28 protein-coding genes and 1 pseudogene are annotated in these 25,421 nt (G+C 51.0%); 19 read left to right on the top strand and 10 right to left on the bottom strand.

Annotated features, from left to right (window positions below):
• The first annotated feature begins 146 nt into the window (after positions 1–146).
• From cysD to rpoS, 12 genes are all read left to right on the top strand, one after another.
• Entirely contained in the window at positions 147–1,055 is a 909-nt protein-coding gene (gene cysD / locus EDF88_RS09760; protein ID WP_034497961.1) for a sulfate adenylyltransferase subunit CysD, read from the top strand.
• Between the two features lie 11 nt (positions 1,056–1,066).
• Positions 1,067–2,494 carry a sulfate adenylyltransferase subunit CysN gene (cysN, locus tag EDF88_RS09755; protein ID WP_064513322.1) on the top strand — a complete coding sequence of 476 codons (1,428 nt, stop codon included), beginning with the start codon at positions 1,067–1,069 and terminating at the stop codon, positions 2,492–2,494.
• Positions 2,494–3,099, top strand: coding sequence for an adenylyl-sulfate kinase (gene cysC / locus EDF88_RS09750; protein ID WP_134184419.1), 606 nt, complete (start codon positions 2,494–2,496; stop codon positions 3,097–3,099). The genes cysN and cysC overlap by 1 nt, the downstream gene beginning before the upstream one ends.
• 51 nt (positions 3,100–3,150) lie before the next feature.
• Positions 3,151–3,474: a DUF3561 family protein gene (locus EDF88_RS09745; RefSeq protein ID WP_134184418.1), complete on the top strand. Its 324-nt coding sequence runs from the start codon at positions 3,151–3,153 to the stop codon at positions 3,472–3,474.
• A gap of 184 nt (positions 3,475–3,658) precedes the next feature.
• Positions 3,659–3,973: a cell division protein FtsB gene (gene ftsB / locus EDF88_RS09740; RefSeq protein ID WP_064513316.1), complete on the top strand. Its 315-nt coding sequence runs from the start codon at positions 3,659–3,661 to the stop codon at positions 3,971–3,973.
• A 20-nt stretch (positions 3,974–3,993) separates the two neighbouring features.
• Entirely contained in the window at positions 3,994–4,704 is a 711-nt protein-coding gene (gene ispD / locus EDF88_RS09735) for a 2-C-methyl-D-erythritol 4-phosphate cytidylyltransferase (protein ID WP_134184417.1), read from the top strand.
• Positions 4,704–5,183 (top strand): 2-C-methyl-D-erythritol 2,4-cyclodiphosphate synthase, encoded by a 480-nt coding sequence (gene ispF / locus EDF88_RS09730; RefSeq protein ID WP_064513312.1) that lies wholly within the window; start codon positions 4,704–4,706, stop codon positions 5,181–5,183. Before ispD ends, ispF begins: the two co-directional genes overlap by 1 nt.
• Positions 5,180–6,229, top strand: a complete 1,050-nt coding sequence (gene truD, locus EDF88_RS09725) for a tRNA pseudouridine(13) synthase TruD (protein ID WP_134184414.1) — start codon at positions 5,180–5,182, stop codon at positions 6,227–6,229. The genes ispF and truD overlap by 4 nt, the downstream gene beginning before the upstream one ends.
• Before the next feature lie 348 nt (positions 6,230–6,577).
• Complete coding sequence (gene surE / locus EDF88_RS09720) at positions 6,578–7,339, top strand: 5'/3'-nucleotidase SurE (protein WP_064513308.1); 762 nt, start codon at positions 6,578–6,580, stop codon at positions 7,337–7,339.
• Entirely contained in the window at positions 7,333–7,959 is a 627-nt protein-coding gene (locus EDF88_RS09715) for a protein-L-isoaspartate(D-aspartate) O-methyltransferase (protein ID WP_064513306.1), read from the top strand. The genes surE and EDF88_RS09715 overlap by 7 nt, the downstream gene beginning before the upstream one ends.
• Before the next feature lie 180 nt (positions 7,960–8,139).
• Complete coding sequence (gene nlpD / locus EDF88_RS09710; RefSeq protein ID WP_243839612.1) at positions 8,140–9,225, top strand: murein hydrolase activator NlpD; 1,086 nt, start codon at positions 8,140–8,142, stop codon at positions 9,223–9,225.
• 182 nt (positions 9,226–9,407) lie between these two features.
• A complete protein-coding gene (gene rpoS, locus EDF88_RS09705) occupies positions 9,408–10,400 on the top strand; it encodes an RNA polymerase sigma factor RpoS (RefSeq protein WP_034497934.1) in 993 nt (330 codons plus the stop codon).
• Positions 10,401–10,521: 121 nt separating this feature from the next.
• Here the strand turns inward: rpoS and mutS are convergent, their stop codons facing one another.
• Both mutS and EDF88_RS09695 read right to left on the bottom strand, forming a co-directional pair.
• Positions 10,522–13,083 carry a DNA mismatch repair protein MutS gene (gene mutS, locus EDF88_RS09700; protein WP_134184410.1) on the bottom strand — a complete coding sequence of 854 codons (2,562 nt, stop codon included), beginning with the start codon at positions 13,081–13,083 and terminating at the stop codon, positions 10,522–10,524.
• 147 nt (positions 13,084–13,230) lie between these two features.
• A pseudogene (locus EDF88_RS09695) lies at positions 13,231–13,712 on the bottom strand (CBS domain-containing protein); the annotation flags it as partial.
• Positions 13,713–13,780: 68 nt separating this feature from the next.
• Between EDF88_RS09695 and EDF88_RS24670 the strand changes: the two are divergent.
• Entirely contained in the window at positions 13,781–13,951 is a 171-nt protein-coding gene (locus tag EDF88_RS24670) for a hypothetical protein (protein ID WP_162829812.1), read from the top strand.
• Here EDF88_RS24670 and EDF88_RS09690 read toward each other — a convergent pair.
• The 8 genes from EDF88_RS09690 to EDF88_RS09655 form a co-directional block, all read right to left on the bottom strand.
• Positions 13,948–14,565: a Fic family protein gene (locus EDF88_RS09690; protein WP_134184408.1), complete on the bottom strand. Its 618-nt coding sequence runs from the start codon at positions 14,563–14,565 to the stop codon at positions 13,948–13,950. The genes EDF88_RS24670 and EDF88_RS09690 overlap by 4 nt on opposite strands.
• A 40-nt stretch (positions 14,566–14,605) precedes the next feature.
• Positions 14,606–15,571, bottom strand: coding sequence for an arabinose-5-phosphate isomerase GutQ (gene gutQ, locus EDF88_RS09685; RefSeq protein WP_134184406.1), 966 nt, complete (start codon positions 15,569–15,571; stop codon positions 14,606–14,608).
• A complete protein-coding gene (locus EDF88_RS09680; RefSeq protein WP_134184404.1) occupies positions 15,564–16,337 on the bottom strand; it encodes a DNA-binding transcriptional repressor in 774 nt (257 codons plus the stop codon). Before EDF88_RS09680 ends, gutQ begins: the two co-directional genes overlap by 8 nt.
• 68 nt (positions 16,338–16,405) lie before the next feature.
• Complete coding sequence (gene gutM / locus EDF88_RS09675) at positions 16,406–16,765, bottom strand: transcriptional regulator GutM (RefSeq protein WP_134184402.1); 360 nt, start codon at positions 16,763–16,765, stop codon at positions 16,406–16,408.
• A 91-nt stretch (positions 16,766–16,856) separates the two neighbouring features.
• Positions 16,857–17,636 carry a sorbitol-6-phosphate dehydrogenase gene (gene srlD, locus EDF88_RS09670; protein ID WP_134184401.1) on the bottom strand — a complete coding sequence of 260 codons (780 nt, stop codon included), beginning with the start codon at positions 17,634–17,636 and terminating at the stop codon, positions 16,857–16,859.
• A 20-nt stretch (positions 17,637–17,656) separates the two neighbouring features.
• On the bottom strand, positions 17,657–18,019 hold the full coding sequence (gene srlB, locus EDF88_RS09665) for a PTS glucitol/sorbitol transporter subunit IIA (RefSeq protein WP_134184399.1): 363 nt from the start codon (positions 18,017–18,019) through the stop codon (positions 17,657–17,659).
• Between the two features lie 8 nt (positions 18,020–18,027).
• The gene (locus tag EDF88_RS09660; protein WP_134184388.1) at positions 18,028–18,993 is read right to left on the bottom strand and encodes a PTS glucitol/sorbitol transporter subunit IIB; all 966 of its coding nucleotides are present in this window, start codon (positions 18,991–18,993) and stop codon (positions 18,028–18,030) included.
• A 9-nt stretch (positions 18,994–19,002) separates the two neighbouring features.
• Positions 19,003–19,551 (bottom strand): PTS glucitol/sorbitol transporter subunit IIC, encoded by a 549-nt coding sequence (locus EDF88_RS09655; RefSeq protein ID WP_134184386.1) that lies wholly within the window; start codon positions 19,549–19,551, stop codon positions 19,003–19,005.
• Positions 19,552–19,801: 250 nt separating this feature from the next.
• Between EDF88_RS09655 and mltB the strand changes: the two genes are divergently transcribed.
• The 6 genes from mltB to recA all read left to right on the top strand — a co-directional run bounded on the left by mltB (position 19,802) and on the right by recA (position 25,364).
• Positions 19,802–20,875, top strand: a complete 1,074-nt coding sequence (mltB, locus tag EDF88_RS09650) for a lytic murein transglycosylase B (RefSeq protein ID WP_064513298.1) — start codon at positions 19,802–19,804, stop codon at positions 20,873–20,875.
• 253 nt (positions 20,876–21,128) lie between these two features.
• Complete coding sequence (locus EDF88_RS09645) at positions 21,129–21,821, top strand: ATP-binding cassette domain-containing protein (protein WP_064513540.1); 693 nt, start codon at positions 21,129–21,131, stop codon at positions 21,819–21,821.
• On the top strand, positions 21,818–22,702 hold the full coding sequence (locus EDF88_RS09640) for a metal ABC transporter permease (RefSeq protein WP_134184384.1): 885 nt from the start codon (positions 21,818–21,820) through the stop codon (positions 22,700–22,702). The genes EDF88_RS09645 and EDF88_RS09640 overlap by 4 nt, the downstream gene beginning before the upstream one ends.
• Positions 22,699–23,577, top strand: coding sequence for a metal ABC transporter substrate-binding protein (locus EDF88_RS09635; RefSeq protein WP_134184382.1), 879 nt, complete (start codon positions 22,699–22,701; stop codon positions 23,575–23,577). Before EDF88_RS09640 ends, EDF88_RS09635 begins: the two co-directional genes overlap by 4 nt.
• Before the next feature lie 129 nt (positions 23,578–23,706).
• On the top strand, positions 23,707–24,216 hold the full coding sequence (gene pncC / locus EDF88_RS09630; RefSeq protein ID WP_134184380.1) for a nicotinamide-nucleotide amidase: 510 nt from the start codon (positions 23,707–23,709) through the stop codon (positions 24,214–24,216).
• Positions 24,217–24,299: 83 nt separating this feature from the next.
• Positions 24,300–25,364, top strand: coding sequence for a recombinase RecA (gene recA / locus EDF88_RS09625; RefSeq protein ID WP_064513292.1), 1,065 nt, complete (start codon positions 24,300–24,302; stop codon positions 25,362–25,364).
• Positions 25,365–25,421: the final 57 nt, after the last annotated feature.

The raw sequence follows: 25,421 nt of genomic DNA, 5'->3' as shown, positions 1-25,421 counted from the left end.
CTTTTCCATGGCGTTATTCCTTTGTGGAACTACTCATTCCAATTCGTAATTTCATTACAAATAATCCTCAGCCGTATAGTCCCCTAATGAATTTTTAAACGGAGGTTCTATGACCCTCCGTACTAAACCTCGGCTAAGGGAAGTTTATGGACCAGAAACGACTTACACACTTGCGGCAGTTGGAGGCGGAAAGCATCCATATCATCCGTGAGGTCGCCGCCGAATTTGCCAATCCGGTGATGATGTATTCCATCGGTAAAGACTCCTCGGTGATGTTGCATTTGGCCCGTAAAGCCTTCTACCCAGGCACGCTTCCTTTCCCGCTGCTGCACGTGGATACCGGCTGGAAATTCCGTGAGATGTACGACTTCCGTGACCGTACCGCGAAGAACTACGGTTTTGAGCTGTTAGTGCATAAAAACCCGGAAGGGGTGGCGATGGGCATCAACCCATTCGTGCATGGCAGCGCTAAACATACTGACATCATGAAAACTGAGGGTCTGAAGCAGGCGCTAAGTAAATACGGTTTTGATGCCGCTTTTGGTGGCGCGCGTCGTGACGAAGAAAAATCCCGTGCTAAAGAACGTATCTATTCGTTCCGTGACCGTTTCCATCGTTGGGACCCAAAAAACCAGCGTCCTGAACTGTGGCACAACTACAACGGCCAGATTAATAAAGGTGAGAGCATTCGCGTGTTCCCACTTTCAAACTGGACCGAATTGGATATCTGGCAGTACATCTTCCTGGAAAATATTGAAATCGTTCCGTTGTATCTGGCAGCACCGCGTCCTGTGCTGGAGCGCGATGGCATGTTGCTGATGGTTGACGATGACCGCATCGATTTACAGCCAGGTGAAGTGATTGAGCAGAAAATGGTGCGCTTCCGTACCCTCGGCTGCTGGCCACTGACCGGCGCCGTTGAATCCGAAGCGCAGACATTGCCGGAAATCATCGAAGAGATGCTGGTTTCGACCACCAGTGAACGTCAAGGGCGGGCAATTGACCGCGACCAGGCAGGCTCCATGGAGCTTAAAAAACGCCAGGGTTATTTCTAAGGAGCCGCCAGATGAACACCACTATTGCACAACAAATTGCTGATGAAGGCGGCGTTGAAGCCTATCTGCACGCACAACAAAATAAAAGCCTGCTGCGCTTTCTGACCTGCGGCAGTGTGGATGATGGTAAAAGTACGCTAATTGGTCGCTTGCTACATGACACGCGCCAGATTTATGAAGACCAACTTTCATCGTTGCACACCGACAGCAAACGCCACGGTACGCAGGGTGAGAAACTAGATCTGGCATTGCTGGTGGATGGTCTGCAAGCCGAGCGTGAGCAGGGCATTACTATCGATGTGGCTTACCGTTATTTCTCCACCGAAAAACGTAAATTCATTATTGCTGATACCCCGGGGCATGAGCAGTACACCCGCAATATGGCGACAGGTGCCTCGACTTGCGATCTGGCGATCTTATTGATCGATGCGCGTAAGAGCGTGTTGGATCAAACGCGCCGCCACAGTTTTATCTCCACGCTTTTGGGGATCAAGCATCTGGTCGTTGCGGTTAACAAAATGGATCTGGTGAGCTTTAGCGAAGAGACTTTCGAGCAGATCAAACAAGATTACCTGACCTTTGCCGAGCAGCTTCCTGCGGATCTGGATATTCGTTTTGTACCGCTTTCAGCACTGGAAGGTGACAACGTTGCCACGCAAAGTTCGAACATGCCGTGGTACACCGGCCCAACGCTGCTGGAGCTTCTGGAAACGGTTGAAGTGAAGCGTATCGTTGAGCAACAGCCGATGCGTTTCCCGGTTCAGTACGTGAACCGCCCAAATCTGGATTTCCGTGGTTATGCCGGAACCCTGGCATCGGGTATCGTGAAAGTTGGGCAACGCGTTAAAGTTCTGCCATCGGGCGTTGAGTCAGCCATTGCGCGAATCGTCACTTTTGATGGAGATTTGCAACAAGCTGCTGCGGGCGAAGCCATTACGCTGGTGCTCAAAGATGAAATTGATATCAGCCGTGGCGACCTGCTGGTTGATGCAAATGACACGCAGCCTGCGGTACAAACGGCGAAAGTCGATGTGGTGTGGATGGCTGAACAACCGCTGGTGCCGGGGCAAAGCTATGACATCAAAGTTGCCGGCAAGAAAACCCGTGCCCGTGTCGACAACATTCACTACCAGGTCGAAATTAACAGCCTGACACAGCGTCTGGTGGAAAGCCTGCCGCTGAACGGTATTGGCCTGGTCGACTTAACCTTTGATGAACCGCTGGTGTTGGATAAGTACCAGGAAAACCCGGTCACTGGCGGGTTGATTTTCATCGACCGTCTGACCAACGTGACGGTTGGCGCTGGCATGGTGCGTGAGCCGCAAGAAGAGGTGTATCAGGAGCCGTCAGCGTTTAGCGCGTTTGAGCTGGAATTGAATGCGCTGGTGCGTCGCCACTTCCCACACTGGGGTGCACGCGATTTGCTGGGAGGCAAATAATGGCTGAGCACGACGAAAACGTCGTCTGGCACGCCCATCCGGTCACGGTTGAGCAGCGTGAAAAACTACACCAGAACCGGGGCGCGGTGCTGTGGTTTACCGGGCTTTCGGGCTCGGGTAAATCCACCGTCGCTGGTGCCCTGGAAGAAGCGCTGCATAAACTTGGCGTGAGCACTTACTTGCTTGATGGCGACAATGTGCGTCACGGTTTGTGTAGCGATTTGGGTTTTAGCGATGCCGATCGTAAAGAAAACATTCGTCGTGTTGGCGAAGTCGCCAATTTAATGGTCGATGCCGGGCTGGTGGTGCTAACCGCATTTATTTCGCCACATCGTGCGGAACGGCAAATGGTGCGCGACCGTGTTGGAGAAGGGCGGTTTATCGAAGTGTTTGTTGATACTCCACTTTCTATCTGCGAAGCGCGCGATCCGAAAGGTTTATACAAAAAAGCTCGTGCGGGCGAGCTGCGTAACTTCACCGGAATTGACTCAGTCTATGAAGCACCAGTGAATCCGGAAATACACTTAGACGGCGAACAATTAGTAACAAATTTGATAGCCCAATTATTAGACCTGTTGCGTCGTGACGTTATTATCAAAACCTGAGAGATAACCAGTCGCGTTATGCGACTGGATTACAGGGTTTACGGATTCGTTATGCGCAATGGCACTAACATGGCAATTACATCGGCTGAAGCAAGCCCTGGTACCGAAGAGACGACCTGGTCATTGGCCGGCGCGTTCATCGGTTTTTTGTCATGGCTATTGGCGCTGGGTATTCCTTTCCTGATTTATGGCCCTAACACGCTGTTTTTCTTCCTCTATACCTGGCCATTTTTCCTCGCTTTACTTCCTGTAGCGGTCGTCGTGGGAATTGCGCTGCACTCCCTTCTACGAGGCCGTTTGATCTTTAGCTGCATTGCTACGGTGCTTGCCGTAACGCTGATGTTTGGCATCCTTTTCTTATGGCTGATGGGTTAATCTTAAAATATTCGCCAAACCGTAACAGACTATTTATCGCTGCATGTCCGCTAACTCACCTGCAAACGCGCATGTTGGCGCTTTCTGTGATAAATTCTGCCGCAAATACGAAGGGCCACCTTGTGCCCAGAGCGAAGCTCGATAAAATTTTGTGCGATGATTGTGCCGTTTTTCAGGGGGCAGGATGGGTAAACTAACGCTGCTATTGCTGGCCTTGTTGGTCTGGCTGCAGTATTCGCTGTGGTTTGGAAAAAACGGCGTACATGACTACACGCGAGTAGATGACGACGTTACTGCGCAGCAGGCGACGAACGCTAAACTCAAAGCGCGTAACGATCAGCTGTTTGCGGAAATTGACGATCTTAATGGCGGGCAGGAAGCCATTGAAGAACGTGCACGTAATGAATTAAGCATGACCAAGCCGGGTGAAACTTTCTACCGCCTGGTACCCGATAGCTCTAAGCGCTTAACTAACAGTGCCGGGCAGAACAATCGATAATCAAGCGTAAGTGAATCTACATGGCAGACTCCTCCCCGGACGTAATTGCCGTGGTGCCGGCAGCAGGTATCGGCAGCCGCATGCAAACGGAATGTCCTAAGCAATATCTAAAAATCGGCGATAAAACTATTCTTGAACACGCAGTGGCGAGCCTGATGGCTCATCCACGCGTGGCTCATGTCGTTATCGCCATTAGCCCAACCGATAGCTGGTTTGCCTCTTTGCCCCTTGCCTCTAACCCAAATATCACCGTGATAAACGGCGGCGCACAGCGTGCTGACTCGGTGCTTGCCGGGCTGAACGTGGTGAAAAATGCGCAATGGGTTCTGGTGCATGATGCGGCACGCCCTTGCCTGCATCAGGATGATTTAGCCCGTTTGCTGGATATCACTGAGACGAGCAAAATTGGCGGTATTCTGGCAGCTCCGGTACGTGACACGATGAAACGTGGCGAACCGGGTAAAGTGCAGATTGCGCATACTGTCGATCGTGAAGACCTTTGGCACGCTTTAACACCTCAGTTGTTCCCTCTGGAATTACTGCGTAGCTGCTTGCAGCGCGCACTCGATGAGCATGCCTCGATTACTGATGAAGCCTCGGCTCTGGAGTATTGTGGCTTCCATCCCGAATTAATTAGCGCCCGCGCCGATAATATAAAAGTGACTCGTCCTGAAGACCTGGCGTTGGCGGAGTTTTACCTCACGCGGTTAACCCAAACGGAGAATAAATAATGCGTATTGGACATGGTTTTGATGTACACGCTTTTGGTGGCCCAGGGCCCATTATCATTGGCGGCGTACGTGTGCCTTTCGAACAGGGGTTGCTTGCTCACTCGGATGGCGATGTCGCTCTGCACGCATTAACCGATGCTTTGTTAGGGGCTGCCGCAATGGGCGATATCGGCAAATTATTCCCGGATACAGACCCGTCGTTTAAAGGTGCAGACAGCCGTGAGTTGTTGCGCGAAGCCTGGCGTCGTATTCAGGCGAAGGGCTACACATTAGGTAACGTCGATGTGACGATTATTGCCCAAGCTCCAAAAATGGCTCCGCACATCCCACAGATGCGCGTGTTTATTGCCGAAGATCTCGGCTGCCATATGGACGATGTGAACGTAAAAGCGACCACCACTGAGAAGCTCGGTTTTACAGGCCGTGGTGAAGGCATTGCCTGCGAAGCGGTCGCATTGCTGCATAAGGCGCGCAAATAATGGATATGCAGAATCTGACCTGGTTGCACGGCAAACCACAAGGCACCGGGTTAATCAAAGCCAGTCCAGAGGACTTCGTGGTTATCGAAGACCTGGGTTTTGGGCCGGATGGTGACGGTGAGCAACTACTGTTACGCATCCTGAAAAATGGCTGCAACACCCGTTTTGTTGCTGACGCGCTGGCGAAATATCTGAAGGTTCCAGCCCGCGAAGTGAGCTTTGCCGGGCAGAAAGACAAGCATGCAGTAACCGAACAGTGGTTCTGTGTACGCCTTCCTGGCAAAGAAATGCCGGATATGAGCGGGTTTGAGCTTGAAGGCTGTCAGGTGCTGGAATATGCCCGTCACCGCCGTAAATTGCGCCTCGGTGCTTTGCAGGGGAATCGTTTTACGCTGGTGCTGCGTGAAGTGAGTGACCGTGCTGATATTGAGCAGCGTTTGAATACAATTTTGCATCGTGGAGTGCCGAATTATTTCGGTAGCCAGCGTTTTGGTATTGCAGGTAATAACCTGCACCAGGCTGTGCGCTGGGCGCAAACCAATGCACCTATCCGCGATCGTAATAAGCGCAGTTTTTATCTGTCCGCTGCTCGTAGCGCCATGTTTAACCAGATCGTCAGCGAAAGGCTGAAAAAGTCTGATTTCAACCAGGTTATCGATGGTGATGCGCTGCAACTTGCCGGGCGCGGAAGCTGGTTTGTTGCCACGCAGGAAGAGCTTCCTGAGCTGCAAAACCGTGTCGATAGCGGTGAATTATTGATTACTGCACCGCTACCGGGTGACGGTTCCTGGGGCACGCAAAACGCCGCGCTGGAGTTTGAACAGAGTTGTGTTGCTGGGGAAACGGATTTGCAGGGGTTGCTGGTGCGTGAGCGTGTCGAAGCGGCTCGCCGCGCCATGCTGTTGATGCCCAAAGAGTTGAGCTGGAGCTGGTGGGATGACATCACCGTTGAGCTGAATTTCTGGCTGCCAGCCGGCAGTTTTGCAACCAGCGTGGTGCGTGAATTAATGAACGCACCGGGTAATTACGCGGATATTGCAGAGTAAGGTAGAACTCATTCATAGCGGGTAATGACATTACCCGCTTTTTTTTGTTTTAAATTCCACATTGATTTTTTCTCTGACAGTCCCTCAACCTCTTGTTTTCGGCGCAATCCTCAGACCACAGCAGGTGATTTAGTCAACATTGGATTGTATAGTAGCCCCTGGACAGGACTTTGTGGTGAATGTTACAAAAACTGCAACAATTTCATTACGGGTGCACTAAAATCAGCAGAATGGGATAAAACAACAGGTTGGACCGTTTTTGACGGGTAAAACATCCCAGAGCGTTGAGATGCCTGGAGCCAACATGTGGTTTTATCCTTTTCATATAAAAGAAGCTTTAAATTTAATATGAGAATACTTTTGAGTAACGATGACGGGGTCAACGCGCCGGGCATTCAAGTTTTGGCGACCCGACTAAGGGAATTTGCTGACGTGCAGGTGGTAGCCCCCGACCGTAATCGCAGTGGGGCATCAAACTCACTGACGCTCGAATCTTCATTGCGTACTTTCACTCTCGCAAACGGCGATATTTCTGTGCAGATGGGCACGCCGACTGACTGCGTTTATCTTGGCGTGAATGCATTGATGCGCCCGGCTCCTGATGTGGTGGTTTCCGGGATTAACGCTGGCCCAAATCTGGGTGATGACGTTATCTATTCAGGCACAGTTGCGGCGGCGATGGAAGGGCGACACTTAGGTATTCCGGCGCTGGCTGTTTCTCTTAATGGCCATGAGCATTATGAAACTGCCGCAGCGGTAACATGTACGATTCTGCGAGCGCTGATGCGCGAGCCGCTGCGAACAGGGCGCATTTTAAATATTAACGTGCCTGATTTGCCACTTGATCAAATCAAAGGTATTCGTGTCACCCGCTGTGGTAGCCGTCATCCTTCCGATAAAGTGATTCCGCAAGAAGATCCTCGCGGTAATACTCTGTATTGGATTGGGCCTCCGGGCGACAAATTTGATGCTGGCCCGGATACCGATTTTGCCGCTGTTGATGAAGGTTATGTGTCGGTTACGCCGTTGCATGTTGACTTAACCGCCCACAGTGCTCGTGAGGTGGTTAGCCACTGGTTGAGCAAGTCAGGAGTGGATGAGCAATGGTAAGCAAACGCGTACAAACCCTTCTCGAACAGCTACGCAATCAAGGTATCAAGGACGAAAAAGTTCTTGATGCAATTGCGCAGGTGCCTCGGGAAAAATTTGTCGACGAAGCGTTTGAGCACAAAGCCTGGGAAAATACTGCATTACCCATTGGCTCAGGCCAAACCATTTCGCAGCCTTATATGGTTGCAAGAATGACCGAGTTACTTGAACTGACTCCTGAGAGCCGTGTGCTGGAGATCGGTACGGGTTCCGGGTATCAAACTGCCATTCTGGCGCACCTGGTGCATCATGTTTGTTCAGTTGAACGCATTAAAGGCCTGCAATGGCACGCAAGGCGACGTTTAAAACAACTCGATCTGCACAATATCTCAACCCGTCACGGTGATGGTTGGCAGGGCTGGCATGCGCGCAGTCCATTTGACGCTATTATTGTTACGGCAGCACCGCCGGAGATTCCCAGCGAACTCTTAGCACAGCTGGATGAAGGCGGAATTTTAGTTCTCCCTGTAGGCGAAGATCGGCAGTTTCTTAAACGTATTCGTCGCCAGAGTGGGGAATTTGTCATTGATACGGTAGAAGCCGTTCGTTTTGTGCCCTTAGTGAAGGGCGAGCTGGCATAACCCGGAAATATCTTGTTTTTTTCTAAGGGTTTTGGCGTAACGTAACGCGCATAAGATAGTGATGCCTGGCCGTCAGCGCCAGTTCTGCCGTATTTTCATAAGCATATGATTGTTTTTCTTGGGGGATAAATGAGCGCGGGAAGCCCAACTTTTACTTTACGCCGTATTGCAGCGTTGTCGCTGGTTAGCCTTTGGTTAGCTGGCTGTACCAGCAATAACAGCCAGGCGCCTATTAGTTCTGTAGGTGGTAGCAGCAATGCCGGTAGTAGTTCATCCGGTGGAATGCTGATTACCCAGCCACCGAAAATGTCCACCCAAAGCCAGACTTCGCAAATTCAGCCTGTACAACAGCAGCCAGTAATTCAACCGATGCAAACACAGTCACAGACCGTTGTTTCAACGCCAGTTCAAACTGAAAACGGCCGTATCGTTTATAACCGCAAGTATGGGAACATTCCGAAAGGCAGCTATGCCGGCGGCAGCACTTATACCGTTAAACGCGGCGACACTCTTTTCTATATTGCATGGATTACCGGGAACGATTTTCGTGACTTAGCCCAGCGCAACAATGTCCCGGCCCCGTACGGCTTAGAAGTAGGTCAGACCCTGCAAGTGGGCAGCTCTTCTGGGACGCCAATCACTGGCGGAAATGCGGTCACAACGGCTGATGCCAGCGCGCAAGGCGTCGCTCCGCCACCTGTGCAAAATACCACCGCGGTGGTTGCTTCTAAACCTGTAATTACGTATTCTGAGGATTCAGGTGAACAGAGTGCTAACAAAATGTTGCCGAATAATAAAGGTACTGCGACTGTCGTCACAGCACCGGTTACGGCACCTGTGGTTAGCTCTACGACTACTGTACCAACTGCCAGCAGCACGTCCGATAGCGCGCCAATTTCAACCTGGCGCTGGCCGACTGAAGGCAAGGTTATTGAGAACTTCTCTGCTACTGAAGGTGGCAATAAAGGGATCGATATCGCAGGCAGCAAAGGCCAGGCTGTTGTTGCTACCGCCTCCGGGCGAGTGGTGTATGCCGGTAACGCGCTGCGTGGTTACGGTAATCTAATCATCATTAAACACAACGATGATTACCTGAGTGCCTACGCCCATAACGATACAATGCTGGTCCGGGAACAACAAGAAATCACGGCGGGGCAGAAGATAGCTACCATGGGTAGCACCGGAACCAGTTCAACACGTTTACATTTTGAAATTCGTTACAAGGGGAAATCCGTCAACCCGCTGCGTTATTTACCGCAGCGATAAGCCGGCAAAGTACTTTTAAATGCACATAGGAATTTAGGCGGTATCAAGGCGGCAACTGAGTGAATCCCAGTGAGCTTACTTTAGTAAGTGACTGGGGTGAATGAAGGCAGTCAACGCGGAGATCGGTTAAAGGACGAAGTGCAAAGGTATTTTGCCCAGGGATCACGGGTAGGAGCCACCTTATGAGTCAGAATACGCTGAAAGTTAACGAGTTAAATGAAGACGCGGAATATGATGAGAATGGAGTTGAGGTCTTTGACGAAAAAGCCCTCGTAGAAGAGGAACCCAGTGATAACGACATAGCCGAAGAGGAGTTGTTGTCACAAGGTGCCACTCAGCGTGTGCTTGACGCAACTCAGCTTTATCTTGGGGAGATTGGTTATTCCCCATTATTAACAGCCGAAGAAGAGGTGTATTTTGCCCGCCGCGCACTGCGTGGTGATATCGCTTCTCGTCGACGCATGATCGAAAGTAACTTGCGTCTGGTGGTTAAGATTGCCCGTCGTTATAGCAATCGTGGTCTGGCTTTGCTGGACTTGATTGAAGAGGGGAATCTGGGGCTGATCCGTGCTGTTGAGAAGTTTGACCCAGAGCGTGGGTTCCGTTTCTCAACATACGCAACATGGTGGATTCGTCAGACCATCGAACGGGCAATCATGAACCAAACCCGTACGATTCGTTTGCCGATTCATATCGTGAAAGAGCTGAACGTTTATCTGCGTACTGCTCGTGAGCTTTCCCACAAACTCGACCATGAGCCGAGTGCGGAAGAGATTGCTGAGCAACTGGATAAACCTGTTGATGATGTCAGCCGCATGCTGCGTCTCAACGAGCGTATTACTTCAGTAGACACCCCGTTGGGTGGTGACTCTGAAAAAGCGCTGCTGGACATTCTGGCTGACGAGAAAGACAACGGTCCGGAAGACACCACGCAAGACGATGATATGAAGCAGAGCATCGTGAAGTGGTTGTTTGAACTGAACGCGAAACAGCGTGAAGTACTGGCTCGTCGTTTTGGCCTGTTAGGCTATGAAGCTGCAACACTGGAAGATGTTGGCCGTGAAATTGGTCTGACTCGTGAACGTGTTCGCCAGATTCAGGTAGAAGGTTTACGTCGTCTGCGCGAGATTTTGCAGACGCAAGGGCTTAATATCGAAGCGTTGTTCCGCGAATAATCGACTCTTCAAGTAAAAAGCGGTGACTAAGGTCACCGCTTTTTTTATGGTTTTTTCAGCGCGGATGACGCCTGCAACTGCTATCCCGTAGGTCGGATTAGCATAGCGACATCCGACATTTCTACACCAAACTCTTCAAACGATAAATCCACTCCAGCGCCTGGCGTGGTGACAGCGAATCCGGATCTAACGCTTCCAGAGCCTCAATCGCAGGCGACGTTTCTTCAGCGACCGACAGCAACGACATCTGCGTACCATCAACCTGTGTGGCTGCGGTATTGTTAGAAATCGTCTCCAGCTCACGTAGTTTTTGACGTGCTCGTTTAATCACATCTTTTGGCACGCCTGCAAGCGCGGCAACGGCCAGGCCATAACTTTTGCTCGCCGCGCCATCTTGCACGCTGTGCATAAAGGCGATGGTGTCACCGTGTTCGATAGCATCAAGATGAACGTTCGCCACACCCTCCATTTTCTCAGGCAGCGTAGTCAGCTCAAAATAGTGCGTTGCAAACAGGGTCAGTGCTTTGATGCGATTAGCCAGGCTTTCGGCACACGCCCAGGCTAATGACAAACCATCGTATGTGGAAGTCCCGCGACCAATTTCATCCATTAGTACCAGGCTGTTCTCGGTGGCGTTATGCAGAATATTTGCCGTCTCGGTCATCTCCACCATAAAGGTTGAACGCCCGGAAGCCAGATCGTCAGCCGCCCCTACGCGGGTGAAAATACGGTCGATTGGCCCAATCTCTGCCTGCTGTGCAGGAACAAAACTACCGATGTAGGCAAGCAGCACGATCAACGCCGATTGGCGCATGTAGGTGCTTTTACCCCCCATGTTAGGGCCAGTGATAATCAACATGCGGCGTTGAGGTGCAAGACTTAGCGGGTTGGCAATAAACGGTTCGCTAAGAACTTGCTCAACGACTGGATGACGACCATCAACAACTTTAATCCCCGGTTTATCAGTCAGTTGCGGACAGGTGTAATTCAGGCTGTAAGCGCGCTCAGCAAGGTTAACCAGCACATCCAGTTCCGCCAAAGCAGTAGCACTTTGCTGCAACGCTTCAAGATGTGGCAACAGCGTATCGAACAACTGATCGTAGAGCTGTTTTTCCAGTGCAAGAGCTTTGCCTTTTGATGTAAGAACTTTGTCTTCGTACTCTTTAAGCTCAGGAATAATATAGCGTTCGGCATTTTTCAGCGTCTGACGGCGCACGTAATGAATCGGCGCGTGGTGACTCTGGCTGCGGCTAATCTGGATGTAATAACCATGCACACCGTTAAAACCGACTTTCAGCGTATCCAGACCAAGCTTTTCACGCTCGCGGATTTCCAGCCTATCAAGATAATCCGTTGCGCCATCAGCCAGCGCACGCCACTCGTCTAACTCTTCGTGAAAACCCGGTGCAATCACACCGCCATCGCGCACCAGCACGGGCGGCGATTCCACTACAGCGCGTTCAAGTAATTCACGCAGTTCAGTGAATTCACCCATATTTTCACGCAGTGTCTGCACATACTCTGTTGGTACATCGGCCAGCATTTCACGCAATTGAGGTAGTTGTTGGAAAGCGTGGCGCATACGCGCTAAATCGCGTGGGCGCGCTGTGCGTAATGCCAGACGAGCCAGAATACGTTCCAGGTCGCCAACCTGACGCAGCACCGGCTGGATTTCAGCGGTACGCTCTTGTAAGGCTGCAATGGTCTGCTGGCGTTTTTGCAGCACGTCGATATTGCGAATCGGCATATGCAGCCAGCGTTTCAGCATGCGGCTACCCATCGGAGTCACGGTGCAGTCCAACACTGAGGCGAGCGTATTTTCAAAGCCACCAGACAGGTTTTGGGTTATCTCCAGATTACGGCGCGTTGCCGCATCCATAATGATGCTGTCTTGCTGGCGGTCCATGGTGACGGAGCGAATATGCGGCAGGGAAGTGCGCTGCGTATCTTTAACGTACTGTAACAAGCAGCCTGCGGCACACAATGCGTGATGGGCATTTTCAACGCCAAAGCCAATCAGGTCGCGGGTACCAAATTGCATATTCAACTGTTGGCGTGCGGTGGATATTTCAAACTCCCACAGCGGGCGACGCCGCAAGCCACGGCGGCCTTCAATCAAACGTGTCTGGGCAAAATCTTCCGCATACAGCAGTTCAGCAGGATTGGTGCGCTGGAGTTCGGCAGCCATTGTTTCGATATCTTCAGGCTCTGACAGACGAAAACGCCCGGAGCTGATATCGAGTGTGGCATAACCAAAACCCTTCCCGTCTTGCCAGATTGCCGCCAGCAGGTTGTCCTGGCGCTCTTGCAGCAGGGCTTCATCGCTGATAGTGCCTGGCGTAACGATACGCACTACTTTGCGCTCCACCGGACCTTTACTGGTGGCGGGGTCACCAATCTGTTCGCAAATGGCGGCAGATTCACCCAGATTAACAAGCTTAGCTAAATAGTTTTCGATGGCGTGATGTGGAACACCCGCCATTGGAATCGGTTCGCCTGCGGATGCACCACGTTTAGTCAGCGAGATATCGAGCAGTTGCGACGCACGTTTTGCATCGTCATAAAACAACTCGTAAAAGTCGCCCATGCGATAGAACAACAGGATCTCAGGATGCTGAGCTTTCAGGCGCAGGTACTGCTGCATCATCGGGGTGTGGTGGTCGAGGTTTTCAGTAGTAGTCATTTGATTTTATTAACCAACTTCACGATAAAATGAAGAAACGATCCAGAGTGTTCTGGTCAGGATCGAGAATGGGGCAAAGCGTATCACAATGGGGGAGGGGGTTAACATCTTATCGAAAAGGTTACGAGCCGGATCGAAAACTCGGGTTTATATCATCCCCGCCTGGTGGAAATCGTGCAGGTTAATCGCGCCAACCAGTTGACCGGTTTCATCGACCACAGGTGCCGCACTAATACGTTTATTCATGAGTGTTTCTTTGGCTTCAGCCGCTCGCGTTTCGGTCTGGAGTACGGAACATTGAGTGGTCATTGCATCGCAAATACCCGCTTCAAGTTTGCCGCCCCCCACCAGCCAACGGCGTAGATCGCCATCGGTGAATACGCCCACAACCTGATGATGCGTATTGGTCACGCACACCAGGCCCAACCCTGTGCGGCTCAGGTGATGTACGCGGTTTAACAGGCGCACCCCTAAAGCCCCAGCAGGATGGGAGCGAGTTCATTAAAGCCTCGTTCCTGCATAACGGCCATGGCAAGTGCGTCACCCATCATGAGGGTATTCACCGCGCTTGATGTGAGGATTACCACGCAGTGCGGCGCACTCATGGATACAAGATCTATTAGAGGCTTAATCTGATAATTTTGGTATACTGTTTGAACGATGTTTTTAGCCCAGATTCTGCTTTTCAGGAGTAATGATGAGTAACAACAAAAAAACTCAGGCAAGCTACGCTAAGCCATCTCGCGCTGACATCGTTCGCTCGGTAGCAACATCTACGGCTGTTGAAACAGGGCAGTCCTCCGAGAAGATCGAAGCTTCCCTTGAAGCGACGCGCAAAAAGTTCGCTCATTTACGTCTTGCGGTTTAACCCTTTCTTAATGCTTCTCTTACCCAGTGTCTCATCGGCTCGTAGTCCATTGATATGCCTGCATGGATAGCCGAGATATACTGGGTTTTGTTTTGCTCCCAGCTTTGATAATCCAGCGGTTTGTATCCTCCCTGAACGGCCATCACGTCGGCTAGCAGTCGCGACAGGCGCCCGTTTCCCTCTCTGAATGGATGGATAAGTATCAGCTCGACATGGGTGATGGCGAGGGCGGTGATGAGCTGTTCTTCGTCCATGCCGCTACACGGCGTGTATTGAGCCAGATACTTCGTGTTGAACTCGTTCAGCAGTTTTGGCAACTGTGCTGAGGGGGCAAACATAAAACCGCCCTTGCTGATATTGACCGCTCTTTCTTGTCCAGCCCACTCGTAGATGTTACCTAACCAGCGGCGATGCCAGCTTTTTAGCATGGTTACGCTGAGCTGTCCTTCCGGGAATTGTTCTTCAAAAACGGACTGGTAGAGTTGTTCTAACAGGACAAGTTCGGCCTCATCCATCTCATCAGAAGAAGCGATACCCAGTTTATTAGCCAAAACCTGCTCACCAGAGTCTTTCTCATACTGGCCTTCGCGACTGGATACATGGTATCGGCTCATGGAGATGCCCTGTGTTATTAGAAGGATCGAAAACTCGGGTTTATATCATCCCCGCCTGGTGGAAATCGTGCAGGTTAATCGCGCCAACCAGTTGACCGGTTTCATCGACCACAGGTGCCGCACTAATACGTTTATTCATGAGTGTTTCTTTGGCTTCAGCCGCTCGCGTTTCGGTCTGGAGTACGGAACATTGAGTGGTCATTGCATCGCAAATGCCCGCTTCAAGTTTGCCGCCCCCCACCAGCCAACGGCGTAGATCGCCATCGGTGAACACCCCCACAACCTGATGATGCGTATTGGTCACGCACACCAGGCCCAGCCCTGTGCGGCTCAGTTCGAGTAAGGCATCCATGACTGTTGCTGTGTCCGCGACGGCTGGAAGCTGATCCCCTGTGCGCATCAGGTGATGCACGCGGTTTAACAGGCGCGCCCCTAAAGCCCCAGCAGGATGGGAGCGAGCAAAGTCTTCTTCATTAAAGCCTCGTTCCTGCATAACGGCCATGGCAAGTGCGTCACCCATCATGAGGGTATTCACCGCGCTTGATGTGGGGGCGAGGCGCATAGGGCAGGCTTCGCGTTCAACAGAGATATCGAGTATCGCCAGCGCAGCGTTGGCGAGCGGGGAGTCGGGTTTACCCGTAATGGCAATCAAGGTGACGGCTTTTTCCTGGAGGCGCGGGATGATTAAGTCCAGTTCTTTGGCCGTGCCAGAATAGGAGATAAACAGCATGATATCGCGGCTCTCAATCATCCCTAAATCGCCATGAAGGGCTTCCGCAGGATGTACGAAGAAAGCAGGGGTGCCGGTGCTGGCAAGCGTTGCGGCAATTTTCTTACCAATATGCCCTGATTTACCCATCCCTGAAACAATCACTTTGCCTTCACAGGCAAGCATTGCTCGGGCGGCACTCACGAAGTGTTCGCCCAGCCTGTCTGATAAACGGCTGGCTTCATACAGTTCTAATTCCAGCGTTTCGCGCGCGATACGTACCATGCGTTCAGTCATGTTTTTCCTCGGTAATAATCACGTTGATTCCCTTTTCCTGTAACGCCGTCAAAAATGCCTCGCTGATGCCGCTGTCGGTAATAATGGTGTGGACGCTGTCCAGCCCACACACAATGTTCGGACTCTTGCGACCAAATTTAGATGAGTCAGCCATGAGGATCACCTGACGCGCTGCATTGCACATCGCTTTACTGACGGTATAAACCTCATTAAATGTGGTGACGCCGGCATTGAGATCGATGCCATCGGTGCCCATAAACAGTTTATCGAAGCTGAATTGTTCAAACGCGGTTTCGGCCAGTTGACCATGAAAAGAGGCTGATTTTTTACGGAAGGTGCCACCCGGCATCAGGATAGTTTGCTCGTTATCGAGTTCTGACAGCGCATTAACAATATGAAGGCTGTTGGTCATGACGGTGATGTTATTAAAGCGCTGTAAGAGCGGAACCATTTGCAGCACCGTGCTCCCGGCATCAAGAATAATCGAGTCACCATCGTGGATGAATGTCACCGCCACATCTGCGATTTGTTGTTTTTTATGGGTGTTAATTAACGTCTTGTGGTCGATAGGCGGATCGGGTTCATCCTTGCTGAGTACTACGCCGCCATAGGTACGGATAACCGTCCCGGTATTTTCCAATAGCACCAAATCTTTGCGGATAGTGGTGCCCGTGGTGGCAAAATATTGCGCGAGATCGTCAACGGAACTTTTTCCTTGTTTTTGCAGATACTCCAGGATTGCGGCCTGTCGCTGGCGTGGTTTCATAAGCTCTTATTACCTTGCGCTAATTTTTAGTTTGATAATTTCGCAAGCAATAAGCGTTCGAAACGAAATTATCCATGTTTCACTTTAATCGCTAATGATAGAGCATTCTGACAGTTCCGATCATGGGGGAAGATCACATCAGGTTGTAATTCCTTTCGGTTCATCCCGTGTATTTGTGACAAAGGTAAGGGCCTGGCAAAAATAGTGATGCCTTTCATCATTAAACTGTCGCAGATATTTTGGTGTTCATCGAATGCCAGCGCAATCACCACGCGGGGCCTGAAGCGCGCCCCCGAGCGCCCAATACCCACGGCTCCTTTCTGGCATAGCTTTTCAAACGAGCGATTGAAATGGCGTATTTGCCAGCCGCCCAGAACAAGTTGACTCAGCCAGGCGATAACTGCGACGGCAATAAGTGCATTGGTCATTTTTCTCTCTCTGACGAGGTGGATAGCGCGTATGCTGCCATACGGCTATCCAGCCGTGGTGTTAAAACATCAATGGTTAAAACATCAACGGTTAAAACATCACCTGTCCGCCGGTAATGTTGATGGATTGACCGGTGCAGTACGATGCTTTTTCGCTGGCATAAAACAGCAGAGTATTCAGCACATCCTGATAGTCGCACCCGCGCTTGAGCGGGACTTTATCAATGTAATACTGCTCGACCTCATCTGCCGCAATGCCCAGTTTCTCGGCATATTGCGGCAGTAATGACTGAAACATTGGCGATTTCAACAGGTTGCCGAGCATCAGGGCATGAACGGTAATGCCATATTCCGCTAAATCTAGCGCCAGAGATTGTGTCAGCCCTACGCCGCCAAATTTTGCTGCGCTGTAACCGGAGTTATGCTTACTGCCCACTTTCCCGGATTTTGAATTGATTTGGATGATGCGGCCATGGATACAATCGCGAATCATCAGGGCTGAAAACGCTTTGGCACACAGAAAATAGCCCACCAGATTGACTTGCAACGAGCGGTCAAAATCACCCAGCGCGAAATCACCAATAAACGCGGCTTTGGCAATCCCGGCGCTATACACCAATAAATTAACCTGGCCAAAAATCTCATCTACCCCGTTTGCCAGCGCGGTTACGCTCTGTTCGCTGGTGGCATCAGCACCAAATCCCCAGGCCATACCGGTACCGTACTGGTCGTTAATTTCTTGAGCGACACGGGCAGCTTTTTCGCTTTGGATATCCACTACGGCAATTTTGTAACCTTCCTTCGCAAGCCCATGGGCGAGAAATGCTCCGAGGGTTTGTCCTCCGCCAATGACAACGGCAACTTGGTTCATGTTCTACTCCTTTAATGTATTTAAGCTAAAAACTTCAACTGGCAGCCGGTTTCAATATTCTGGGGTAGCGGTCCGTTAACATGGACGTTTCCCGGGTATTCGGCGCGTGCTTCGCCGTCGAAACGCAGGGTGATATGCCCCAGTTCCTGTAAGTTCTGCTGGGCGACATCGCCAACAGCGGTGACATCGTAATGCTGCCCATTGAGTTCAAAACTGATGCCGGGTTCAAGCGTGCCGTTCAATGCGCCGTGGCAGTGAATAAAACAGAAGTCCTGAATATCGGCGGGAGCGCCTTCCCGAAACGTGATCAGCATGTTGTCCTCCAGCGCGTCGCGAGCTGACTGGCCGATGAACGTGATGGTCGTTTGATAGATAGTTCGCATAACTCACCCTATTGATAGATAAAGCCGGAGACTAACCAGGCGATGAGGACGGTCGGCGCGCCCGTTAAAAAGCGGCCGACTAATACCGATGGCACGCCGACACGCACCGTATCCTGCCGGGCTTCAGCCAGAGACAGACCCACCGGAATGAAGTCACAGGCTGCTTGCGCGTTGATGGCAAACAGCGCGGGCAGCGCCAGATGAGGGGGAATATGGCCGAGGCCAATTTGTACGCCAATCAATACCCCAATCACCTGTGCGATGACCGCCCCCGGGCCAAGGAAAGGTGAGAGCAGCGGAAACGAACAAATGAGCGCCAGGGTTATCAGCCCGATGGGGTTGTTGGCCAGCGGAGCCAGGCCGTGAGCAATCCAGTCGCCTAATCCTGAGGCCATGATGATGCCGATAAGCGCCGAGACAAACGCCATAAACGGCAGGATGGTTTTTAACACGGTATCGATGGTGTCGCGCCCGGCCTGAAACAGCACCGCCACAGCCGAGCCCATACCCATGCCGACTTTTGCCAGCAAACCATCGCTTTGTTCGGTTATTTTTTTACGGGTGTCGTAGTCACGAACCGGCGCTTTCGCGACGGGCTGCGTTTCATCAGCCTCCCAAGTGATGTTTTCTTCTCGCACACCAGAAACATAAATATCTTCAACGATATACTGCGCCATTGGCCCGGATTTTCCGGTGGCATGAATATTGATGGTGGGTATGCGGCGTTTCGGGTACAGCCCGCAGCGCAATGTTCCGCCACAGTCGATCACCGCCACGCCGATTTCAGCTTCCGGCGGCTCGCCTTCTTTAAAGCCATCTACCGCCTGCCAGCCAGTCATTTCACTCAGTTTATCGATAATCGCCGGGCGAGTTCCTGCGGTGATATAGACGATTTTTTTTCCAGGTTCGACCGGAAGAATCAGCGGGCCGCCCCAACCACCCTGGCCTTTATCAATACGAATATTTTGCGTCATGATTTTTCCTTAAAGTCGCACCTGGCGTTCAAGTTCGATACCCATTTTCTTCTCGAAAATCGAGGTTGTGAGGTCGGTTATCCAACCACGGAAGAAGTTAGTGACCAGGCCGACGAGCAGGTAACTCACTGCGAGTGGGCCGAGTGGCAGACCCAGCGTGGTCAGCCCACTGGCGATCCCGAGATACACAAACAACTCGCCAGGATTGATGTGAGGGAAAAGGCCATTCATTGAGTGGCAACTGTATGAAGCGGCGGCGTAATAGCTCGGTTTGTACTTCTCGGGCATAAAGCGCCCCAGGCTTAACGTCATCGGGTTGCAGAACACAAACGTACCGATGCAGGGCAGTAACAGGTAACGGGAAACCGGGTTTCCGGCACAGCGCTGGGCCATACGTTCGATGCGATGTTGGCCGATGAAATTAATTAACGCGTTCATTATCACCAGCAGGCTTATCAGCAGCGGAAGAATGCCGGTCACCATGCTGGTAAAAACTTCTCCCCCTTTTTGGAACAGGCCAATAAACCATTCAGCTCCATGGGTAATCATGTCGATCATTGTTATCTCCTGAAGGATAAATGCTCACTCTGCGTTCAGTGGCAGTTCATAATAATCACTTTGAAACCTTCTGGTATGTTATTTAGATCTCATTATGAAACATAAAACTGTTAATTTGAAAGATTGTGGGGTTTGCATTGAAAATTACGCGGATGAAATGAAAGGAGTTAGAAAGGGGGATCACGGATTATTGATTTTGATTTACCATAAGGAATACACCTCGTCGTTAGCTATATGGATATCCCAACACATGCGTTACTCCGTCGCGTTACTTCCGCTTATTGTTTTGCTCGCCGCTTGTAGCAGCAAACCGAAAACAGAAACTCAGCCTCAACAAACCGGCACGCCTACTGGGGGGTTCTTGTTGCAACCGCAGCATGATGTGTTTATGCAGACGGGGGATTTTGCTAACAATCCAGAGGCTGAGAAATTCATCGATAAAATGGTGAATAAGCATGGTTTTGACCGCCAACAATTGCACGAAGTGCTTTCTCAGGCCAAACGCCTGGATTACGTTTTGCGTTTAATGGACCAGCAGGCACCGACTACTGCACCACCAGCAGGTCCAAATGGTGCATGGTTACGCTATCGCGGCAAATTTATTACCCCTGATAATGTGCAAAATGGTGTCGCATTCTGGAATCAATATGAAGACACCCTGAAACGCGCCTTCCAGGTTTATGGCGTGCCGCCAGAAATTATTGTTGGCATTATTGGTGTTGAAACCCGTTGGGGCCGTGTGATGGGGAAAACACGGATTGTCGACGCACTTGCTACGCTCTCGTTTGCCTACCCTCGTCGTGCGCAATACTTCTCTGGCGAACTGGAAACCTTCCTGTTGATGGCGCGTAACGAAGGCGATGACCCGCTGGCTTTGAAAGGTTCATTCGCTGGGGCGATGGGCTACGGCCAGTTTATGCCTTCGGCCTTTAAAGAATATGCGGTGGATTTCAACGGTGACGGCCATGTAAACCTGTGGGACCCTGAAGATGCTATAGGCAGTGTGGCGAACTACTTCAAAGGCCATGGCTGGGTGAAAGGTGATTTGGTTGCGGTTCCTGCCAACGGCCAGGTGCCGGGGCTTGCGAATGGTTTTAAAACTAAATATTCCGTTTCCGCACTGGCTGAGTCTGGTTTAAGCCCAACCGCTTCTCTGGGCAACCACCAGGAGGCAAGCTTGCTGCGCCTGGATATGGGCGATAGCTACCAGTACTGGTACGGTTTGCCGAACTTCTACACTATCACTCGTTATAACCACAGCACGCATTATGCGATGGCGGTCTGGCAGCTCGGTCAGGCAGTAGCGCTGGCTCGCGTTCAGTAATCGTCACCCCGCCTTGTTCTGAGGCGGGGTTTGCTTCCCAGATTGTTATGAAGGTTTTTCCTGATCGTCGATCAGGAATTTACATCACATTCGATTTGGTTTATGTTATGTTATAACAAATCAAATTCAGTGGTTTTCCTGCAATGCTTCCTATACGGACACTATTCACAGTGGCTGCGCCTGTCCGATTTTGCGCGGTCTTAATTCTGCTGGCTGGGTTATGGCTGGCTATTCGCTGGGCGATAGCACTGCCATGATCTCGCTAAATCAGCTAGTACTGGGTTATCAGGGAAGGGCTGTGACACCGCCATTAACCGGCCATATTGTGAAAGGCAGTATGACGGCCATCATCGGTGCCAATGGCACAGGGAAATCGACCCTTCTCAAGACGATCCTGAAGTTACAGTCGCCCGTTTCTGGGCAATTGTCTTTTACTGAGGGGCGTCCACGTATTGCATGGCTGCCACAACTTGCAGAAATGGAAAGGCAGTTTCCTACCACGGTTTACGATGTGGTTTGCATGGGAGCATGGCCCGCTCGAGGTCTGTTTTCCTCGTTGAATCGCCAAATCCGTCTGCGAGTAGCCGATGCCATTGAGCGTGTTGGCCTTACTACATTAAGCAAGCAACCCATCGAAGCGCTTTCCGGCGGCCAGTTTCAAAGAATGCTGTTTGCACGCCTGCTGGTACAAAACGCGCCATTAGTATTGCTTGATGAGCCTTTTACCGGCGTTGATTCACAAACCAGTGATTTTTTGATGACGCTTATCTGCCAGATGCATCAGGCGGGCCAGACAGTTATGGCGGTGCTGCACGATAACGAGCTCGTTAGCAGGCACTTCCCGCAGGTTTTGTTGCTCACGCAAGACCATTTCCATTGGGGCGATACCGCTGAAGTACTGCCCCATTACTGCAAATCAAGCATCAATCTGGCGTTATCTGCATGATTTATCACTTCTTCTTTGAACCGTTTATTGCTTACGGCTTTATGCGACGCGCACTTGTCGCCTGCCTTGCACTATCGATAAGTACAGCCCCATTGGGGATCTTTTTACTTTTACGACGTATGAGTCTGGTGGGGGATGCACTGTCTCACGCCATTTTGCCTGGCGTTGCTGTGGGGTATTTACTGGCGGGTATGTCGCTGGTTGCGATGGGGATTGGCGGCTTTGTTGCGGGCGTGCTGGTTGCGCTAATTTCAGGGCTTGTGAGTTCACGTACCAATCTTAAAGAGGATGCCAGTTTTGCCGGTTTTTATCTTGGCTCGCTGGCGTTGGGGGTCACGTTGATTTCATTACGTGGTTCCAGCGTTGATCTACTCCATCTTCTATTTGGTTCCATTCTGGCGGTGGATAGCCAGTCAACAATCTTTGTTGGCGTGATAGCCAGCGTGACGCTGCTTATTCTGGCTGGTTTATATCGTGGACTGGTGATGGAAACTTTCGATCGCAGCTTTTTACAGGTCAATAACCGCCTGGCCCCTCATCTTATTCACGGTGTATTTCTCGCGTTATTGGTACTCAATTTAGTCGCCGGGTTTCAAATCCTCGGGACTCTAATGTCTGTCGGTCTGATGATGCTTCCCGCTGTATCGGCACGCTGCTGGGCGAAAACCCTACCAGGGGCGATGTTTATCGCTATTGTCTGTGGTTTGTTGTCGGCCTGGATTGGACTTGCATGGTCTTTTGCCGCCGCATTGCCAGCCGGCCCTGCCATTGTTCTGACGGCAAGCGTCGGCTTCTTTATCTCGATTCTTTTTGGTTCGCGCAGCGGGCTGGTTCGTAGCCTTTGTCGAGGCTTGATAACAACAAGCAGGGGGATTAAATGAAACGTTTTGGGATGATGGTGTCATTGGTGTTGGCGTGCTCAAGCCAGGCTGCGTTGGCGAAAAACCTCAATGTGGTTACCAGTTTTACCGTGTTGGCGGATATGGCAAAACAAGTAGGTGGTGATCATGTCACGGTGAAAAGTTTGGTGGGGCCAGATGGCGATCCACACAGCTTTGAACCGTCGCCGCAAGACAGCGTGGCGTTAAGCAAAGCTGATGTGGTTATCGTGAGCGGCCTGGGAATGGAAGGGTGGATGGACCGCCTGGTCAGCGCATCAGGCTATAAAGGCAAGGTGATTGTTGCCTCTGAAGGTATTTCTACGCGTAAAATGATCGATGACGGTAAACAAATTACCGACCCTCACGCCTGGAATAGCGCCGAAAATGGCGCAATCTACGCACAAAATATTACCAGGGCGCTGGTGGCGGCTGACCCGGAAGATGCAGCTGCAATCAATGACAGTGGCTCCGAGTATGTCACCCGCCTGAAATTGCTCGATAGTTGGGCGAAAACGCGTTTTGAAGCTATTCCGAAATCAAAGCGTAAAGTACTCACCAGCCATGATGCGTTTGGCTACTTTGGTCAGGAATATGGTGTGACTTTCCTGGCGCCAGTGGGCTTCTCGACCGAAGCGGAAGCTAATGCCAGTGACGTTGCTGGACTTATCAAGCAACTCAAAAACCAGCAGATTAAAACTTACTTCATCGAGAACCAGACTGACCCCCGTCTGGTAAAACAAATTGCTGCCGCAAGTGGCGCGCAGCCGGGTGGAGAGCTTTACCCCGAGGCGCTTTCAGCCGCAAACGGCCCAGCCAGCACTTATGAGATGGCATTCAAGCACAATGTGGATGCCATCGCTAACAGCATGAAGTGATTTAATCGGCCAGTATTCGCTGGCCGTTCTTTTTTCTGGAACTGCCTCGAGAAATCTAATGTAATCCTCTGAAAGATAGGTTAAGTGCTATCGTGTAACCCAGCGATATGCCTACAATCGGAGCAAGCCATGACAGACAACACATTGCATCAACTCAGTCGCCAGGTCGGCGAAGCGCTCGGGGAGCTCGGCGCCACTATTACTACGGCCGAATCCTGCACTGGCGGCTGGATTGCAAAAGTGATTACCGATCTTTCAGGCAGTTCTGCCTGGTTTGAACGTGGTTTTGTTACCTACAGTAATGAGGCTAAGCACCAAATGATTGGTGTTGATAGCGCAACGCTGGAAACGCATGGTGCAGTGAGTGAAGCCGTGGTGCGTGAAATGGCGCAAGGCGCGCTTTATGCGGCTGCTGCGGATTACGCGATTGCTGTCAGTGGTATTGCCGGGCCAAATGGCGGTAGTGAAGAAAAACCTGTCGGGACGGTGTGGTTTGGCTTCGCTTCAAAACTTGATGGCACCATCGCCCACTGCCAGATTTTTGCTGGTGACCGTGATGCCGTTCGACGCCAGGCCACTGAATATGCGCTGCAAACCCTGTGGGAAGAATTTCTCAAAAATAAGCTTGATACTGTATGACCATACAGTATAATTGGCACAACAAAACAGCATAGTAAGCAGCGTGGCGCATCCGTGTATCACCCTGCATGACAGGAGTAAAAATGGCTATCGACGAAAACAAACAGAAGGCGTTAGCGGCAGCACTTGGCCAAATTGAAAAACAATTTGGTAAAGGCTCCATCATGCGTCTGGGTGAAGACCGTACCATGGATGTGGAAACGATCTCTACCGGTTCACTTTCACTGGATATTGCGCTTGGTGCCGGTGGCTTACCAATGGGCCGTATCGTTGAAATTTACGGGCCAGAATCTTCTGGTAAAACGACGCTGACTTTGCAAGTTATCGCCGCCGCTCAACGTGAAGGTAAAACGTGTGCGTTTATCGATGCCGAGCACGCTCTGGACCCGATTTACGCTAAGAAACTGGGCGTAGATATCGACAACCTGCTTTGTTCACAGCCAGACACTGGTGAACAAGCGTTGGAAATCTGTGATGCGCTGGCACGTTCCGGTGCAGTAGACGTACTGGTTGTTGACTCCGTTGCCGCTCTGACGCCGAAAGCTGAAATTGAAGGCGAAATCGGTGACTCTCATATGGGCCTCGCGGCACGTATGATGAGCCAGGCAATGCGTAAACTGGCAGGTAACCTTAAGCAATCCAACACCCTGCTTATCTTCATCAACCAGATTCGTATGAAAATTGGTGTGATGTTCGGTAACCCAGAAACCACTACCGGCGGTAACGCACTGAAGTTCTACGCTTCTGTACGTCTGGATATTCGTCGCATTGGCGCGGTGAAAGATGGCGATAACGTGGTGGGTAGTGAAACCCGCGTTAAAGTGGTGAAAAACAAAATTGCTGCACCATTTAAACAAGCTGAATTCCAGATCATGTACGGTGAAGGTATCAACTTCTACGGCGAGCTGGTTGATTTAGGCGTGAAGCACAAGCTGATTGAAAAAGCAGGTGCCTGGTACAGCTACAACGGTGAGAAGATTGGCCAGGGCAAATCAAACTCCAGTAACTTCCTGAAAGAAAACAAGCCAATGGCTGCTGAAATCGAGAAGAAACTGCGTGATATGCTGCTGAATAATCCAGATGGTACACCAGACTTTGTTGCTGATGACCACGACAAAGACGTTGCTGAATCCAAAGAAGACTTCTAAATCCCATAAGGGCTGCTACGGCAGCCCTTATTTGTTTCTGTCTTACTACATTTTCTA

The organism is Buttiauxella sp. BIGb0552, assembly GCF_004366275.1.
GTDB classification, from domain to species: Bacteria; Pseudomonadota; Gammaproteobacteria; order Enterobacterales; family Enterobacteriaceae; genus Buttiauxella; species Buttiauxella gaviniae.
This window is presented reverse-complemented; position numbering and strand designations above follow the sequence as displayed.

Coding starts and splice junctions, on each gene's coding strand:
- cysD (WP_034497961.1), top strand. CDS start 147: ATGGACCAGAAACGACTTACACACTTGCGGCAGTTGGAGGCGGAAAGC.
- cysN (WP_064513322.1), top strand. CDS start 1,067: ATGAACACCACTATTGCACAACAAATTGCTGATGAAGGCGGCGTTGAA.
- cysC (WP_134184419.1), top strand. CDS start 2,494: ATGGCTGAGCACGACGAAAACGTCGTCTGGCACGCCCATCCGGTCACG.
- EDF88_RS09745 (WP_134184418.1), top strand. CDS start 3,151: ATGCGCAATGGCACTAACATGGCAATTACATCGGCTGAAGCAAGCCCT.
- ftsB (WP_064513316.1), top strand. CDS start 3,659: ATGGGTAAACTAACGCTGCTATTGCTGGCCTTGTTGGTCTGGCTGCAG.
- ispD (WP_134184417.1), top strand. CDS start 3,994: ATGGCAGACTCCTCCCCGGACGTAATTGCCGTGGTGCCGGCAGCAGGT.
- ispF (WP_064513312.1), top strand. CDS start 4,704: ATGCGTATTGGACATGGTTTTGATGTACACGCTTTTGGTGGCCCAGGG.
- surE (WP_064513308.1), top strand. CDS start 6,578: ATGAGAATACTTTTGAGTAACGATGACGGGGTCAACGCGCCGGGCATT.
- EDF88_RS09715 (WP_064513306.1), top strand. CDS start 7,333: ATGGTAAGCAAACGCGTACAAACCCTTCTCGAACAGCTACGCAATCAA.
- rpoS (WP_034497934.1), top strand. CDS start 9,408: ATGAGTCAGAATACGCTGAAAGTTAACGAGTTAAATGAAGACGCGGAA.
- mutS (WP_134184410.1), bottom strand. CDS start 13,083: ATGACTACTACTGAAAACCTCGACCACCACACCCCGATGATGCAGCAG.
- EDF88_RS24670 (WP_162829812.1), top strand. CDS start 13,781: ATGAGTAACAACAAAAAAACTCAGGCAAGCTACGCTAAGCCATCTCGC.
- EDF88_RS09690 (WP_134184408.1), bottom strand. CDS start 14,565: ATGAGCCGATACCATGTATCCAGTCGCGAAGGCCAGTATGAGAAAGAC.
- gutQ (WP_134184406.1), bottom strand. CDS start 15,571: ATGACTGAACGCATGGTACGTATCGCGCGCGAAACGCTGGAATTAGAA.
- EDF88_RS09680 (WP_134184404.1), bottom strand. CDS start 16,337: ATGAAACCACGCCAGCGACAGGCCGCAATCCTGGAGTATCTGCAAAAA.
- gutM (WP_134184402.1), bottom strand. CDS start 16,765: ATGACCAATGCACTTATTGCCGTCGCAGTTATCGCCTGGCTGAGTCAA.
- srlD (WP_134184401.1), bottom strand. CDS start 17,636: ATGAACCAAGTTGCCGTTGTCATTGGCGGAGGACAAACCCTCGGAGCA.
- srlB (WP_134184399.1), bottom strand. CDS start 18,019: ATGCGAACTATCTATCAAACGACCATCACGTTCATCGGCCAGTCAGCT.
- EDF88_RS09660 (WP_134184388.1), bottom strand. CDS start 18,993: ATGACGCAAAATATTCGTATTGATAAAGGCCAGGGTGGTTGGGGCGGC.
- EDF88_RS09655 (WP_134184386.1), bottom strand. CDS start 19,551: ATGATCGACATGATTACCCATGGAGCTGAATGGTTTATTGGCCTGTTC.
- mltB (WP_064513298.1), top strand. CDS start 19,802: ATGCGTTACTCCGTCGCGTTACTTCCGCTTATTGTTTTGCTCGCCGCT.
- EDF88_RS09645 (WP_064513540.1), top strand. CDS start 21,129: ATGATCTCGCTAAATCAGCTAGTACTGGGTTATCAGGGAAGGGCTGTG.
- EDF88_RS09640 (WP_134184384.1), top strand. CDS start 21,818: ATGATTTATCACTTCTTCTTTGAACCGTTTATTGCTTACGGCTTTATG.
- EDF88_RS09635 (WP_134184382.1), top strand. CDS start 22,699: ATGAAACGTTTTGGGATGATGGTGTCATTGGTGTTGGCGTGCTCAAGC.
- pncC (WP_134184380.1), top strand. CDS start 23,707: ATGACAGACAACACATTGCATCAACTCAGTCGCCAGGTCGGCGAAGCG.
- recA (WP_064513292.1), top strand. CDS start 24,300: ATGGCTATCGACGAAAACAAACAGAAGGCGTTAGCGGCAGCACTTGGC.